15 protein-coding genes are annotated in these 14,055 nt (G+C 73.8%); 4 read left to right on the top strand and 11 right to left on the bottom strand.

The annotated features are described in order from the left end of the window. Positions 1 to 7: 7 nt before the first annotated feature. From EYB28_RS06210 to urtA, 8 genes are read right to left on the bottom strand one after another with little or no spacing between them, the layout of a single operon-like run. A complete protein-coding gene (locus tag EYB28_RS06210; protein WP_166845744.1) occupies positions 8 to 1,711 on the bottom strand; it encodes an urease subunit alpha in 1,704 nt (567 codons plus the stop codon). Continuing rightward, positions 1,711 to 2,073, bottom strand: a complete 363-nt coding sequence (ureB, locus tag EYB28_RS06215) for an urease subunit beta (RefSeq protein ID WP_166845746.1) — start codon at positions 2,071 to 2,073, stop codon at positions 1,711 to 1,713. Before ureB ends, EYB28_RS06210 begins: the two co-directional genes overlap by 1 nt. Positions 2,074 to 2,081: 8 nt before the next feature. Next, a complete protein-coding gene (locus EYB28_RS06220) occupies positions 2,082 to 2,384 on the bottom strand; it encodes an urease subunit gamma (RefSeq protein WP_166845748.1) in 303 nt (100 codons plus the stop codon). Between the two features lie 31 nt (positions 2,385 to 2,415). Next, positions 2,416 to 3,111, bottom strand: a complete 696-nt coding sequence (locus EYB28_RS06225; RefSeq protein WP_166845751.1) for an ATP-binding cassette domain-containing protein — start codon at positions 3,109 to 3,111, stop codon at positions 2,416 to 2,418. After that, complete coding sequence (gene urtD, locus EYB28_RS06230; RefSeq protein ID WP_166845753.1) at positions 3,111 to 3,956, bottom strand: urea ABC transporter ATP-binding protein UrtD; 846 nt, start codon at positions 3,954 to 3,956, stop codon at positions 3,111 to 3,113. The genes EYB28_RS06225 and urtD overlap by 1 nt, the downstream gene beginning before the upstream one ends. Next, entirely contained in the window at positions 3,953 to 5,110 is a 1,158-nt protein-coding gene (urtC, locus tag EYB28_RS06235; RefSeq protein ID WP_166845756.1) for an urea ABC transporter permease subunit UrtC, read from the bottom strand. Before urtC ends, urtD begins: the two co-directional genes overlap by 4 nt. After that, positions 5,107 to 5,991, bottom strand: a complete 885-nt coding sequence (gene urtB / locus EYB28_RS06240) for an urea ABC transporter permease subunit UrtB (RefSeq protein WP_166845758.1) — start codon at positions 5,989 to 5,991, stop codon at positions 5,107 to 5,109. Before urtB ends, urtC begins: the two co-directional genes overlap by 4 nt. A gap of 15 nt (positions 5,992 to 6,006) precedes the next feature. After that, a complete protein-coding gene (gene urtA / locus EYB28_RS06245) occupies positions 6,007 to 7,302 on the bottom strand; it encodes an urea ABC transporter substrate-binding protein (RefSeq protein WP_166845760.1) in 1,296 nt (431 codons plus the stop codon). A gap of 180 nt (positions 7,303 to 7,482) precedes the next feature. On the opposite strand from urtA, the gene tsaD reads away from it, so the two are divergent. Further along, positions 7,483 to 8,541 carry a tRNA (adenosine(37)-N6)-threonylcarbamoyltransferase complex transferase subunit TsaD gene (gene tsaD / locus EYB28_RS06250; RefSeq protein WP_166845762.1) on the top strand — a complete coding sequence of 353 codons (1,059 nt, stop codon included), beginning with the start codon at positions 7,483 to 7,485 and terminating at the stop codon, positions 8,539 to 8,541. A 51-nt stretch (positions 8,542 to 8,592) separates the two neighbouring features. After that, positions 8,593 to 9,255 (top strand): class I SAM-dependent methyltransferase, encoded by a 663-nt coding sequence (locus EYB28_RS06255; protein ID WP_205710853.1) that lies wholly within the window; start codon positions 8,593 to 8,595, stop codon positions 9,253 to 9,255. On the opposite strand, the gene EYB28_RS06260 is transcribed toward EYB28_RS06255, so the two are convergent. Further along, positions 9,256 to 10,404, bottom strand: coding sequence for a glutamate--cysteine ligase (locus EYB28_RS06260; protein WP_166845764.1), 1,149 nt, complete (start codon positions 10,402 to 10,404; stop codon positions 9,256 to 9,258). 70 nt (positions 10,405 to 10,474) lie between these two features. Then, positions 10,475 to 11,710, bottom strand: a complete 1,236-nt coding sequence (locus EYB28_RS06265) for a class I SAM-dependent methyltransferase (protein WP_166845766.1) — start codon at positions 11,708 to 11,710, stop codon at positions 10,475 to 10,477. A gap of 251 nt (positions 11,711 to 11,961) precedes the next feature. On the opposite strand from EYB28_RS06265, the gene groES reads away from it, so the two are divergent. Further along, the gene (groES, locus tag EYB28_RS06270; protein WP_166845768.1) at positions 11,962 to 12,258 is read left to right on the top strand and encodes a co-chaperone GroES; all 297 of its coding nucleotides are present in this window, start codon (positions 11,962 to 11,964) and stop codon (positions 12,256 to 12,258) included. Positions 12,259 to 12,364: 106 nt separating this feature from the next. On the opposite strand, the gene EYB28_RS06275 is transcribed toward groES, so the two are convergent. Continuing rightward, positions 12,365 to 12,655 (bottom strand): WhiB family transcriptional regulator, encoded by a 291-nt coding sequence (locus EYB28_RS06275; RefSeq protein WP_166845770.1) that lies wholly within the window; start codon positions 12,653 to 12,655, stop codon positions 12,365 to 12,367. Positions 12,656 to 12,856: 201 nt separating this feature from the next. On the opposite strand from EYB28_RS06275, the gene EYB28_RS06280 reads away from it, so the two are divergent. After that, the gene (locus EYB28_RS06280; RefSeq protein WP_166845772.1) at positions 12,857 to 14,023 is read left to right on the top strand and encodes a MerR family transcriptional regulator; all 1,167 of its coding nucleotides are present in this window, start codon (positions 12,857 to 12,859) and stop codon (positions 14,021 to 14,023) included. Positions 14,024 to 14,055: the final 32 nt, after the last annotated feature.

A 14,055-nucleotide genomic window follows, 5' to 3' on the forward strand; every position in this document is an offset into this window, starting at 1 on the left:
GGGAGCCCTAGAACATCGAGTAGAGCTGGGCGAGGGGCAGGCGCACGGCCGGCGCGGGCTCGACCGGCTCGCCGTCGACCCGGATCTCGAACGTCTCCGCGCTGATCTCGATGCGCGGCAGCGCGTCGTTGTTGCGCATCTCGGCCTTGCCCACCCCGCGCGTCGAGGTGACGGCGGACAGCCGGCGGCGCAGCCCGAGGCGCGCGGCGAGGCCGTCCTCGACCGCGGCGGGGGCGACGAACGCCAGCGACGTGTCGCCGGCGATCGCGTCGCCGAACGCCGGGCGCTGCAGCACGGGCTGCGGGGTGGGGATGGAGGCGTTCGGGTCGCCGAGGGCGGCCCAGGCGATGACGCCCCCCTTGATCACGACCGCGGGCCGGACGCCGAAGAACCGGGGATCCCACAGCACCAGGTCGGCCAGCTTGCCCGGCTCGACGGACCCGATCTCGCCGTCGACGCCGTGGGCGATCGCCGGGTTGATCGTGTACTTGGCCACGTAGCGGCGGGCGCGCTCGTTGTCGGCCGGCTCGCCCCCGCCCAGCGGTCCCCGGCGGTGCTTCATGACGTGGGCGACCTGCCAGGTGCGCGTGATGACCTCGCCGATGCGCCCCATGGCCTGGGCGTCCGACGACGTGACCGAGATGGCGCCCATGTCGTGCAGCAGATCCTCCGCGGCGATGGTCGTGGCGCGGATCCGCGACTCCGCGAACGCCAGGTCCTCCGGCACGGCCGGGTTGAGGTGGTGGCAGACCATGAGCATGTCGAGGTGCTCGGCCACGGTGTTGACGGTGTGCGGCAGCGTCGGGTTCGTCGACCCGGGCACGACGTGCGGCAGGCTCGCGATCTCCAGGATGTCCGGGGCGTGCCCGCCGCCCGCGCCCTCGACGTGGTACGCGTGGATGCCGCGCCCGTCGATGGCGTCGATCGTGGACTGCACGAAGCCGGCCTCGTTGAGGGAGTCCGAGTGCAGCGCCACCTGCAGGCCCCACTCGTCGGCGGCCGTCAGCGCGGCGTCGATCGCGGCCGGCGTCGACCCCCAGTCCTCGTGCACCTTGTAGCCCGCTGCGCCGGCGAGCGCCTGCTCGGCCAGCGCCCCGGCGCTCACGGTGTTGCCCTTGCCGAGCAGCAGCACGTTCAGCGGGATCGGGTCCAGCGCGCGCAGCGTCCGGTGCAGGTGCCAGGCGCCGGGCGTCACCGTGGTGGCCTTGGACCCCTCCGAGGGACCGGTGCCGCCGCCCGCGACCGTCGTGATGCCGGTGGCCAGCGCCTCGTGCAGGGCGGACGGCGACAGCAGGTGGACGTGCGGGTCGAAGCCCCCCGCCGTGAGGATGCGGCCCTCCCCGCTGATCACGTCCGTGGAGGGGCCGATGACGAGGTCGGGGTGCACCCCGTCGCTGATGTCGGGGTTGCCGGCCCGCCCGAGCGCGACGATCCGGCCGTCGCGGATCCCGACGTCGGCGCGCACGACGCCCCACCAGTCCAGGACCACGGCGTTGGTGATCACGGTGTCCGGGGCGCCGTCGGCGCGCGTGCGCGTCGACTGGGCCATGGACTCCCGGACCGTCTTGCCGCCGCCGAAGACCGCCTCCTCGCCGCCCGCCGTGCGGTCCTCGGTGACCTCGACCCACAGGTCGGTGTCGCCGAGGCGGACCTGGTCGCCGACGGTCGGCCCGTACAGGGCCGCGTACCGCTCGCGGTCCACCCACACCATCAGCGCACCTGCCCGTCGGCGTCGTCGAGCCGCCCGCCGCCGGCCTTGCCCCGCTGCACCCCGGGCACCCGCCGCGCCCCGCGCAGCGCCACGGCGTCGACCTCGCGGCTGACGCCGGGCTCGAACCGCTGCGACGTGCCCGCGGGGATGTCGAGCCGGAAGCCGTGGGCGGCGTCGCGGTCGAGCTCGAGCGCCGCGTTGGCGTCGGGGAGGTGCAGGTGCGACCCGATCTGGACGGGGCGGTCGCCGGCGTTGGTGACGACGAGCCGGCGGCGCTCGGCGTCGGTGCGGTCGGCGTTGAGCTCGATCCGGCCGGGCGCGACGCGGATCGCGCCGGGACCGGTGGCGCTGGAGGTGGACACGGGGGCTCCTACGGGACGGGGCGGTGGAGGGTGACGAGCTTGCGGCCGTCGGGGAAGGTGGCCTCGACCTGGACGTCGGTGAGCATCTCGGGCACGCCGTCCATGACCTGGTCGCGGGTCAGCACGGCGCAGCCGTCACGCATCAGGGTGGGGACGTCGGCACCCTCGCGGGCGCGTTCGATCACCCAGCACGACAGCAGTGCCACGGTCTCGGGGTGGTTGAGCCGCACACCGCGGGCCAGGCGGTCGCGGGCGACCATGCCGGCGACGGACAGCAGCAGCTTCTCGGTGTCCGCGGGGGTCAGGTGCACGGGGCCTCCCGGCGCTCGCGGTCGGCGGGGTTCACAGGGCCATCGCCTCCCGGGCCTCCGCCACGGCGCGCCCGCCGCCGGCGCCGCGGTGCGTGATGCGGCCCGACGTCATGACGGCGTACTCGCCCGCGTGCTCGACGGCGTACCCGATGTGCTGCTCGACGAGCAGGACCGACAGGTCGCCCCCGCCGGTGAGCGTCGTGATCGCGGCGTAGATCTCGTGGACGACGTTCGGCTGGATGCCCTCCGTCGGCTCGTCCAGCACGAGCAGGCGGGGGCCGGTCACCAGGGCGCGCGCGATGGCGAGCTGCTGACGCTGCCCGCCGGACAGCAGCCCGGCCGGACGCCCGAGCAGGGGCTCGAGGGCCGGGAACAGGTCCAGCGCCTCCCTCGTGCGGCGGCGGCCGGCGGCCCCGAAGGAGTCCGCCACGACCTGGAGGTTCTCGCGGGTCGTGAGCTGTCCGAAGGACTGCTGGCCCTGCGGGACGTAGGCGACGCCGCGCCGGACCCGCTGGTGTGGCGGGCGCCGCGTGACGTCCTCGCCGGCCAGCCGGACGGCGCCCGAGCGCACCGGCAGCAGCCCCAGGACGGCCCGCAGCAGCGTGGTCTTGCCGGCGCCGTTGTGCCCCAGCACGGCGGTCAGCCCGCCGTCGGGGACGGCGAGGTCGACGTCGTGCACCACCGTGGTGCGGCCGTAGCCGGTGCTCACCGCGTCGAGCTCGAGCATCAGGCGTCCTCCTTCGTGGTCGCGGCGGTGCCGGGCTGCGCGGGGGCGCCGAGGTAGACCTCGACGACGGCGGGGTCCCGCTGCACCTCGGCGACGGTGCCCTCGGCGAGCACCCGCCCCTGGTGCATCACCGTCACCGAGTCGGCGAAGGCGCGCAGGAACTCCATGTCGTGCTCGACCACGACGACGACCCGCTGCGAGCCGATGCGGCGCAGCAGGTCGCCGGTCGCCTCGCGCTCCGCCTGGGTCATCCCGGCGACGGGCTCGTCGAGGAACAGCAGGTGCGCGTCCTGGACGAGCAGCATCCCGATCTCGAGCCACTGCTTCTGCCCGTGCGCGAGCACCCCCGCCGGGGTGTCGCGCAGGCCGGCGAGGCCGACCACCTCGAGCGCCTGCTCGACGGCCTCCGGCACCGCCCCACGCCGCCGGAGCATCGTCAGCGGCCCGCGGCGGGCGCCGGCCGCGATGTCGAGGTTCTGCAGGACGGTCAGCTCCTCGAAGACGCTCGCCGTCTGGAACGTCCGCCCGACGCCGTGCCGGGCGATGCGGTGGGTGCCGCGCCCCAGCAGCTCGGTGCGGCCGAGGCGCGCCGACCCCGTCGCGGGGACCAGCCCGGTGACGGCGTCGATGAGCGTGGTCTTGCCGGCGCCGTTGGGGCCGATGAGGAATCGCAGGTCGCCCTGGGCGACGGTGAGGTCGACGTCGCGCACGGCGACGAAGCCCCCGAACGCGACCCGCAGGCCGCGCGCCTCGAGGTAGTCGTGCCGGAACCGGGCGCTGTCGGGGCCGAGCAGGGCGTCCGTCGCGCCCGGGTCGTGCTCGACGGCGGTGGTCTGGTCGGTCATGGCTGTCTCCCCTGGGCGGTGCGGCCGGTGTGCGCGCCCGCCGGGACGGGCGACGGCGGTGCGGTGGTCTCGGGCTCTTCGGGAGCCGGCGCGGCGTCGCCGCGTCCCCGCCGTCGCCGCCGGCCGAGGAGCGACGCGAGACCGCCCGGCAGGAACGCGACGACCCCGACGAACAGGGCCCCCTGGAAGTAGATCCACCCGGAGGGGAACTGCTCCGAGATGCTGGTCTGGGCCCAGCTCACGGCGATCGCGCCGAGCACCGGGCCGAGCAGCGTGGCCCGCCCGCCGATGGCAACGCCCACCAGGAACCCGATCGAGGGCACCACGCCGACGTCGGCGGGTGAGACGATCCCGACGACCGGCACGAACAGCGCGCCGCCGACGGCCGCCATCACGGCGGCGACCACGTAGACCGTCGTCTTGGCGACCGCCGGGTCGTAGCCGAGGAAGCGCACCCGGTCCTCGGCGTCGCGCACGGCGACGAGCAGTTCCCCGAACCGGGAGACCATGAGCTGCCGGGCGACGAGCACCATGGCGAGGAGCACCCCGGCCGCCACCAGGTAGAGCATGCGCTGGTTGACGGGGTCGGCGAGGTCGTAGCCGAAGAAGGAGCGGAAGCCGTTGAGGCCGTTGGTCCCGCCGGTCGTCTGCTGCTGGCCGACGAGCAGGATCGCGAACGCCGCCGCCAGCGCCTGGGAGAGGATCGCGAAGTAGGCGCCGCGCACCCGGCGGGTGAACACGGCCCAGCCGAGGACCCCGGCGAGCAGCGCGGGGACCAGGATGACGAGCGCGACCGTGGCGACGGGCGAGCGCATCGGCTCCCACCACCAGGGCACCTCGCCGGTGCCGTAGAGGCTCATGAAGTCCGGCACCCCGCCCGGGCCGGCGTCGGCGAGCTTGAGGTGCATGGCCATGACGTACGCGCCGAGGCCGAAGTAGACGCCCTGCCCCAGCGTCAGGAGGCCGCCGCGGCCCCAGGCGAGCCCGATGCCGACGGCGACCATGGCCAGGCACAGGAACTTGGCCAGCAGGCCCAGCCGGAAGGGGCTCAGGAGCACGGGGGCGACGGCGAACAGCACGACGGCCGCGAGCGCGAACCCCGCCAGGGCCCGTGTCCGGCCCGGGGCGAGCAGTGCGGTGAGTCTCTGCGTCATGCCAGGCTCCTCGTCCGGACGGTGACCAGGCCCTGCGGGCGGACCTGGAGGAAGGCGATGACGACGACGAACACGAGCACCTTCGCGACCGAGGCGGTCGTGGAGTACTCGAAGAACGCCTGCATGAGTCCCAGGGCGGTGGCCGCGACGACCGTGCCCTTGATCTGCCCGATGCCGCCGGCGACCACGACCAGGAAGGCGTCGACGATGTAGTGGGTGCCGAGCGTCGGGCCGATCGACCCGAGCAGGGTGAGGGCGACGCCCGCGACGCCGGCCAGGCCGGACCCGATGAAGAACGTCATGCGGTCGGTGCCGCGTGAGCTGATGCCGGACGCCTCCGCGAGGTCGCGGTTCTGCACGACGGCGCGGATCCGGCGCCCGAGCGGCGTGGCGCGCAGGGCGAACGCCAGCGCGGCGACGCAGACGACCGCGAGCGCGAGGATGAACAGGCGGGTCTTCGGCAGGGCGACGCCGGCGACGGTGACCGCGCCGGAGAGCCACCCGGGGGCGGCCACGTCGATGTTGGGGGCGCCGAAGACGTCGCGGGCCACCTGCTGGAGCAGCAGGGCGACGCCCCACGTGACCAGCAGGGTGTCCAGCGGGCGGTGGTACATGCGGTGGACGAGCGTCGCCTCGAGCACCAGGCCGAGGACTCCGCCGACCACGAAGCCGAGCGGGAGCGCCACGAGCAGGCTCGCGCCGGGGTCGCCGAGCAGCCCCTGCACGACGAACGCCGTGTAGGCGCCCGCCATCATGAACTCGCCGTGCGCCATGTTGATGACGCCCATCTGGCCGAAGGTCAGCGCGAGCCCGAGCGCGGCCAGCAGCAGCACGGAGCCGAGACTCAGGCCCGCGAAGAGCTGGGGGAGGAGGGTGTCCACGTGTCGTCCCGCCCGTCAGCCCAGATCCTCGGCCCAGTCGTAGCCCTCGAGGTACGGGTCGGGCTCGATGGGCTCCTCGGAGGTCCAGACGGGGTGGATCAGGCCGTCGTCGCCGATCTCGCCGACGAGCGACGTCTTGGAGATGTGGTGGTTGTCGCCGTCCACGACGACGGTGCCCTCCGGGGCGTCGTAGCTCACGCCGTCGGCGGCCGCGACCACGTCGTCCACGGCGAACGAGTCGGCCTTCTCCACCATCTGCTGCCACAGGTGCAGGGAGACGTAGGCGGCCTCCATCGGGTCGGAGGTGACGCGGTCGTCGCCGTACTCGGCCTGGAACGCCTCGACGAACGCGGCGTTCTCGGGGGTGTCGACGGTCTGGTAGTAGTTCCAGGCGGTGAGCTGACCCTCGACGTTCTGCACGCCGATGCCGCCCACCTCCTCCTCGGCGATCGAGACCGACAGCACGGGCATCTCGTCGGCGCCGAGGCCGGCGTTGGAGTACTCCTTGAAGAACGCCACGTTCGAGTCGCCGTTGAGGGTGTTGAAGACGGCGTCGGCGCCCGACGCCTTGACCTTGTTGACGATGGTCGAGAAGTCGGTGTGGCCCAGCGGGGCGTACTCCTCGCCGACGATCTCGATGCCGTGCGCGCGGGCGTAGGCGTTGATGATCTTGTTGGCGGTGCGGGGGAAGACGTAGTCGGACCCGACGAGGAACAGGGACGTCGTGCCCTGCTCGGCGAGGTAGTCCAGCGCGGGGACGATCTGCTGGTTGGTGGTCGCGCCGGTGTAGAAGATGTTCGGCGACGACTCCAGGCCTTCGTACTGCACGGGGTAGAAGAGCAGGGCGTCCTGGGACTCGAAGACCGGCAGCATGGCCTTGCGCGAGGCGGACGTCCAGCCCCCGAACACCGCGGCCACGCAGTCGTCGGTGATGAGCTTGGTCGCCTTCTCGGCGAACACCGTGGGCTCGGACTGCCCGTCCTCGGTGACGATCTCGAGCTGCTTGCCAAGGACGCCGCCGTCCGCGTTGATCTCCTTCGCGGCGAGCTGCAGCGAGTCGTGCACGGTCTGCTCGGAGATCGCCATCGTGCCGGACAGCGAGTTGAGGAAGCCGATCTTCACGGTGTCGCCGGAGGTGTCGACGCAGTCGGCGTTCTCGGCGGACGACGACGCCGCGCCGGCCGAGCCGGCGGAGTCCACACGGGCGCCGCAGCCGCCCGCGGCGACGACGGCGAGCGCCGCGAGCGCGGCGGCGGCCAGGCGCGGGCCCCGGGTACGGGTGGGGAGCAGGGAGGGGGTCGATCGACGCATGGTGCTCCGTTCGTCGGGCCCGCAGGCCGGTTCGATAGGTTCATATGAACCCAAATGCATGCACGTGTCGGGACGGTCAGGTCGGCGTAACCATCGTGTTTCCGCTGGTCGGGGCGTCGCCCCGCGGGTCGGTGGCGGACGGTGCGCCGACCGCCGGGACGACGGTGCGATCATGGGGCCATGGCTGAGGTGACCGGAGGCGACCCGCTGGTGCTGGGGATCGAGACGTCCTGCGACGAGACCGGGGTGGCCCTGGTCCGCGGGGACACGCTGCTCGTCGACGCGGTGGCGAGCTCCATGGACGCGCACGCGCGCTACGGCGGCATCATCCCGGAGGTGGCGAGCCGCGCCCACCTCGAGGCGATGGTGCCCACGATCACCAAGGCGCTCGGCGAGGCCGACGTCGACCTGTCGCAGGTGGACGCGATCGCCGTCACCGCGGGCCCCGGGCTGGTCGGCCCGCTGACGATCGGCGCCTCGGCCGCGAAGGCGCTGTCGATCGGCCTCGGCAAGCCGCTGTACGGCGTCAACCACGTCATCGGGCACGCCGCGGTGAACCAGCTCGTGGACGGCCCGTTCTCCGGGCGCACCATGGCGCTCGTCGTCTCCGGTGGCCACAGCTCGCTGATGCTCGTCGACGACGTCGCGACGTCGGTCACCGAGCTCGGGTCCACCCTCGACGACGCGGCCGGCGAGGCCTTCGACAAGGTCGGGCGGCTGCTCGGGCTGCCGTACCCGGGCGGCCCGCACGTGGACAGGCTGGCCCGCGAGGGCGACCCCGAGGCGATCCGCTTCCCCCGCGGGCTCACCGCGGCCAAGTTCCAGGAGAAGCACGCCGCCGACTTCTCGTTCTCCGGGCTGAAGACGGCGGTGGCGCGCTGGATCGAGGCATGCGTCGACGCCGGGCGCGAGGTCCCGGCCGCCGACGTCGCGGCGTCGTTCGCGGAGGCCGTGGCCGACGTGCTCACCGCCAAGACGATCGCGGCGTGCCGGCGGCACGACGTCGACACCCTCGTCATCGGCGGCGGGTTCTCCGCCAACAGCCAGCTGCGCGAGATGGCCGCGAAGCGGTGCGCCGAGGCCGGCATCGACCTGCGCATCCCGCCCATCCGCTACTGCACCGACAACGGGGCGATGATCGCCGCGCTCGGCTCCGCCGTCGTCCGCGCCGGGGTCGCGCCCTCGGACCTCGACATCCCCGTCGACTCGTCGATGCCGATGGCGACCATCACCGTCTGACGGCCGGAAAAGGCCTCGGCGCGGCGGCGGGACGTCGGTAGCGTCCCGTGCGTGGACCCCGACCGCCCCGCCATCTACCAGCACCCGCTCGCCTACCTCGTCGGGCTCGAGGGCGTGGCCCTGATGCGCGCGTTCGACGCCTCGCCCGACATGCTCGACATCGCGCGCGCCAAGGTCCCGGGTGCCCGGTTCGCGACGGCGGACCTGCACGACCTGCCGGTCCCCGACGCCTCTGCCGACCTGGTGCTCGTCACCCTCGCCCTGTGCCACGTGCGGGACCTCGGGCCGGTGTTCGCCGAGCTCGCGCGGGTGCTCAGGCCGGGGGGCAGGCTCGTCGTCTCGGACACGCGCGGCTACTACGTCGGTTCACCGCTGTACCCGCTCGTGGAGGGGGCCGACGGCGAGTTCGGGTACATCCCCAACTGGAGGCACGCGACGAGCGAGTACCTGCGGGCGGCGCTGCCCGTGGGCCTGGCTCCGCGGTTCTGCCGCGAGTACGCCGGGGGCGGCGCCGACGACGTCGACGGCGGCCGCGAGTTCGCCGCGGCCGCGTCCTCCGGTGCCGGCGGGTTCGACCCCACCGCACCGACGGAGTTCCAGGACCCGTCGATGCCGCCGAACATCTGGGAGATGATGCCCTGGGTCGAGGACGCGGGCCGTGCGGCGTACGCCGGCGCGCCCGTCCTCATCGTGTGGGACTTCGAGCGCGAGTAGCTAGGTCGGGGGCAGCGGGTGGCCTGCCCGCAGCTCGGCGACCAGGGAGGAGACGACGGCCTCGAGCCCGTCCGGGCCGCTGCCGTGCGCGGCGGCCACGGCGCGCTGGCGCTGGTAGGAGGCGCCGGTGGCCACGATGTCCGCCACGTCCCCCAGCTCGGCGGCGCACCCGAGGCGCTCGGCCACGGGGGCGAGCTCGCGCAGCAGCCGGGGGAGCGCGTCGGTGACCAGCTCCTCGTTGCCGTCCGCGTCGAGGATGATGATCGCGTCCAGGCCGTAGCGGGCGGCCCGCCACTTGTTCTCCTGCACGTACCAGGGCGGCATCGTCGGCAGCGGGCGGCCGTCGTCGAGCATCGTGGACAGGTGCTCGACCAGGCAGTGCACGAGCGCGGACAGCGCCGCGAGCTCGGTGACGTTGGAGGCGCCGTCGCAGATGCGCACCTCCACCGTGCCGAAGTGGGGTGCCGGGCGCACGTCCCAGCGCACCTCGGTGAAGTCGTCGATGACGCCGGTGCGCAGCATGTCGTCGACGTAGCGCTCCAGCTCGGACCAGGCCCGGAACTGGTACGGCAGCCCCGCGGTGGGCAGCTGCTGGAACAGCAGCGCGCGCATCGAGGCGTACCCGGTGTCGTCCGAGCCGAAGAACGGCGAGGACGCCGACAGGGCCTGCAGGTACGGCACGTACACGAGCAGCGCGTTGACGATCGGGAGGACCTTGTCGCGGTCCTCGACCCCGACGTGCATGTGGATCCCGTAGATGATCATCTGCCGGCCCCAGAGCTGGGTGCGGTCGACGACGGTCGTGTAGCGCTCCTTGTCGGTCACCTTCTGGCGCGACCAGTGGCCGAACGGGTGCGTGCCCGCCCCCATGAGCTCCACCCGCATGGGGTCGGTGACCTCGCGGATGGCGGCGATGCCGCGCTGCAGGTCGCCGACCGCCTCCGGGACGGTCCGCCGCACGTCGCTGATCACCTCGATGGTGTTGCGCAGGAACTCCGGCTTCACGTACCGGTGGCGGACGTCGTCCGAGAGCCGCTCGATGACGGCGGGGGCGACCTGGCGCAGCGTGCCGGAGTCGGCGTCGACGAGCGCGAGCTCCCACTCCAGCCCCACGCTCGACCGGGCCGAGGGGGCGAACTCCAGCGCCATGCGGACCATCGTTCCACGCGCCCGACCACCGGTCTCGACGAGCGAGACGGATGGCCACGGCGGCGGTGCCTCAGCCGGACAGCGGCTCGACCACGAGGACGTGCTGCGCGCCCGCCACGCGCGTGAGGACCAGGGTGGCCTCGGCGTCGCCCTTGAGCGACAGCTGGGCGCGCAGCTGCTCGGGCGTGACGGCCGTGCCGCGCTTCTTGACGGTGAGGCGCCCGACGCCCCGCTCGCGCAGGTAGGCCTTGAGACGCTTGAGGTTGAAGCCCATGACGTCGAGCACGCGGTACCCCGTGGCGAGGGGCGCCGTGCCCGGTGCGGGCGGTTCCGCCGGGCGGTCCGTGGTGACGTACGCGATCGTCCGGTCCACGAGGCGCCCGCCGAGCTCCTGCGCGGCGTGGGCGACGAGGCCCGCGCGGACGACCGCGCCGTCCGGCTCGTACAGGTAGCCGCCGACGGCGCCGACGTCGGGCACGGGCTCGTCGCCCTCGGCGGTGCGCAGGGTCCGCGACAGGGTCCCGCTCCCGTCGTCGCCCCGCCCGGTCGCCAGGACGAGGGCGGACCGGCCCGGGCCGTCGGGGGCGAGCGGCCCGAACCAGAGCCCGGCCTCGACGACGTCGCCGTCCACGGAGACCCACTGCGTCTCGGCGTCGCGCGGCAGCCCGTGGTGCGGGACGCCGGGGCCGATCTTGATGCCGAGCGCCGGCACCTGCTCGCGCAGCGCCCACACGGCGTCGAGCGGGGGAGCGTACGCGGCGGGGTCGAAGATCCGCTTGCCGCCGCGGGTGCGCCGGGCCGGGTCGGCGTAGACGCCGTCGACGCCCTCGGCCGCGAGGTCGAGCCCGAGCCCGTCGGCGTGCCGCACCTCCGCCTCGGGGAAGTGCCGCAGGTTCACCGTGGCGATCGCGGCGGTCGCCTCGTCGACGTCCGTGGCGAGCACGTGCAGCCCGACGCCCGCGAACGCCAGGGAGTCCGCCCCGACCCCGCAGGTGAGGTCCGCGACCTTCGTGGCGCCGGCGGCGAGGTAGCGGCGGGCGTGCAGCGCGGCGACGGTGAGCCGCGTGGCCTGCTCCAGACCCGCGGGGGTGAACAGCATCCCGTCCGCGAAGTCGCCGAGCTTGGCGCGGGCCTTCGCCCGCAGCCGCGACTGCGTGAGCGCCGCCGCCGCGAGCTCCGGGTCGACGCCGTCGGCGCGCAGCCGTGTCGCCAGCGCCATCGCCTGCTTCTCGTCGTACGGCGGCAGGGAGTTGAGCAGGGCCCACCCCTCGGGGCTGAGCAGCTTGGTCAGGGCGGGGGCGTCCATGGCCTCATGGTCCCAGACGACGGTGGGTCCCGACGTCCGCGGGACGGCCTCCCGGAGCTCCCGGGCGGTGGCCCGCGGGGCGACGTCCGGGTGACGCCCTCGGCGAACCTTTGGCACTCGACTTGTCAGAGTGCTAACGCCTGCCTAGATTTGTGGTCAGCGACCGCAGGCTGTTCCGGCACCCGCGACGACGGCCAGCCGCCGGGCGCGACCGCAGTCCATCCATGCACAGCGAATCAAGGAGGTCCGACGTGTCGGTCCCCATCAAGCCGCTCGAGGACCGGATCGTCGTCAAGGCCATCGAGGCCGAGACCACGACCGCTTCCGGCCTGGTCATCCCGGACACCGCCAAGGAGAAGCCCCAGGAGGGCGAGGTCCTGGCCGTGGGCGACGGGCGTTTCGACGACAAGGGCAACCGTGTCCCCGTCGACGTCAAGGTCGGTGACAAGGTCATCTACAGCAAGTACGGCGGCACCGAGGTCAAGTACGCGGGCGAGGAGTACCTGGTGCTCTCCGCGCGCGACATCCTCGCGGTGGTCGTCGGCTGAGCCCGACCGACCCCGCACGAGGGCCCCGCACCGGTCTCGGTGCGGGGCCCTCGTGCGTGCGACCGGACTGTGCCTGGGGGTGTGCCGGTCGTGCGTCGGCTGGGTCTCAGCCGGTCTTGCGGGCGGAGCCCGCGAGGATGGCGGACCGCTCGTCCTCGCTCAGGCCGCCCCACACTCCGTAGGGCTCGCGCACCCGGAGGGACTGCTCCCGGCACTGCATCATGACCGGGCAGCTGCGGCAGATGGCCTTGGCGGCCTCCGCCCGTCGTCGGCGGGTGGAGCCCCGCTCACCCTCGGGGTGGAAGAACAACGTGTCGTCGGCGTCGCGGCAGGACCCCTGGTACTGCCACTCCCACAGCTCCATCACCGGCCCGGGCAACCTCGAGATCTCCGTCATGGCGAACAACCTACAAGTTGTGCAGAAGTTGTTCAACCCCCCTGGCCAGGGGAAACGACTTGTTCGTTGTTCAACTTTTTCGGATCGAACGAACCACTTCGGCCACGATGTGAACCACTTCTGGCCGGCATTCGGCCCCGGATCGCGGCACGCGCCGTGGCGCAGTGGCGACCCGGGTGACCTCTCGGCACAATCGAGCGCATGACCTCATCCCGACCCGTCCCCCACGGGGACGGGTCTCGCACGTCGAGCCCGGGCCTCGCCGTCGCCGCCGTCGCCCGACGCCTGGGTGTCGCACCGGCGACGCTGCGCACCTGGGACCGTCGCTACGGCCTGGCGCCGTCGGCTCGGACCGCGGGATCCCATCGTCGCTACACACCCGAGGACGTGGCGCGCCTGCTCGTCATGCGCCGGCTCACCCTCGAGGGCGTCGCGCCCGTCGACGCGGCGCAGGCGGCGCTCAAGGCCGGGGTCGACGAGCTGGAGGCGGCCGAGCGGGACGCGGCCCCCGGTGAGGGGGGCGACCGGTCCGCCGACGACACCGACCCGGAGAGTCGCGCCGAGCCCGGTGCCGCGCCCGCGGAAGGGCAGGGCGACCCCGACGACCGGCCCGCACGTGCCCACCTGCGGGCGCTGCCCGGCGGCGGCTCCAACGCCGTCCGTGCGCCGTCCGGGGCGCCAGGGGCCGCGCCCGGCGTCCCGGCCGGGGGCGGAAACGCTTCCGCACGGGTCTCCTCCGTCGTCGACGCGACCCTCGCCTACGACCAGGCGCGCTGCGACGAGCTGCTGCGCATCCCGGCGCACGGCGACCCGGCCGCCTGGTGGACCCAGGTCGTGGAGCCGGCGTGGGAGCGCGTCGCCCAGCGCACCGTCCTGGCGGGGCCGGGCGCCGTGCCCGAGGTCGTCCTCGCGACGGCGGTCCTGCACGCGCTGCGCGACTTCACCGGGTCCTTCGAGCAGGCGCGGGTCGCCGCGGGCGCGCCCCCCGCGAACCACCCGAGCCGGATGCGCAACATCGTGCTGATCTTCGCGGCGCCCGACGAGGTCGTGCCGCTGTCGGCGCACGCGCTCGCGGCCGCGCTGACCGCCAAGGGCGCGACCGTGCGCATCGTGACGGGCCCGGCGAGCGCGCACCGGTCGATCGAGCTGGTGACGATGGTCCGGCCGTCGGCCCTGGTCCTCGCGACGACGCAGCGCCGCCCGGACCTCGACGTCGTGCACGCCGTGCACGAGGGGTTCCCCGAGCTGCCGATCATCGTCGGCCTGCGCCGGGACGAGGCGGCGGGGGAGCTGCCGCTGTCCGCCACGGTGCAGCGGGTGCGCTCGTTCACCGCGATGCTGCACGAGGTGCTCGCCGTCGTCGGGTAGGCATGCCGGACGAGCCGGCCGCGACCCCGTGA

The organism is Isoptericola sp. BMS4, assembly GCF_011634835.1.
Taxonomy (GTDB): domain Bacteria; phylum Actinomycetota; class Actinomycetes; order Actinomycetales; family Cellulomonadaceae; genus Isoptericola.

Bases quoted from the DNA above. Each gene is read 5' to 3' on its own strand.
- EYB28_RS06210 (WP_166845744.1), bottom strand. From the start codon at position 1,711: ATGGTGTGGGTGGACCGCGAGCGGTACGCGGCCCTGTACGGGCCGACC.
- EYB28_RS06225 (WP_166845751.1), bottom strand. From the start codon at position 3,111: ATGCTCGAGCTCGACGCGGTGAGCACCGGCTACGGCCGCACCACGGTG.
- urtD (WP_166845753.1), bottom strand. From the start codon at position 3,956: ATGACCGACCAGACCACCGCCGTCGAGCACGACCCGGGCGCGACGGAC.
- urtC (WP_166845756.1), bottom strand. From the start codon at position 5,110: ATGACGCAGAGACTCACCGCACTGCTCGCCCCGGGCCGGACACGGGCC.
- urtA (WP_166845760.1), bottom strand. From the start codon at position 7,302: ATGCGTCGATCGACCCCCTCCCTGCTCCCCACCCGTACCCGGGGCCCG.
- tsaD (WP_166845762.1), top strand. From the start codon at position 7,483: ATGGCTGAGGTGACCGGAGGCGACCCGCTGGTGCTGGGGATCGAGACG.
- EYB28_RS06260 (WP_166845764.1), bottom strand. From the start codon at position 10,404: ATGGCGCTGGAGTTCGCCCCCTCGGCCCGGTCGAGCGTGGGGCTGGAG.
- EYB28_RS06265 (WP_166845766.1), bottom strand. From the start codon at position 11,710: ATGGACGCCCCCGCCCTGACCAAGCTGCTCAGCCCCGAGGGGTGGGCC.
- EYB28_RS06275 (WP_166845770.1), bottom strand. From the start codon at position 12,655: ATGACGGAGATCTCGAGGTTGCCCGGGCCGGTGATGGAGCTGTGGGAG.
- EYB28_RS06280 (WP_166845772.1), top strand. From the start codon at position 12,857: ATGACCTCATCCCGACCCGTCCCCCACGGGGACGGGTCTCGCACGTCG.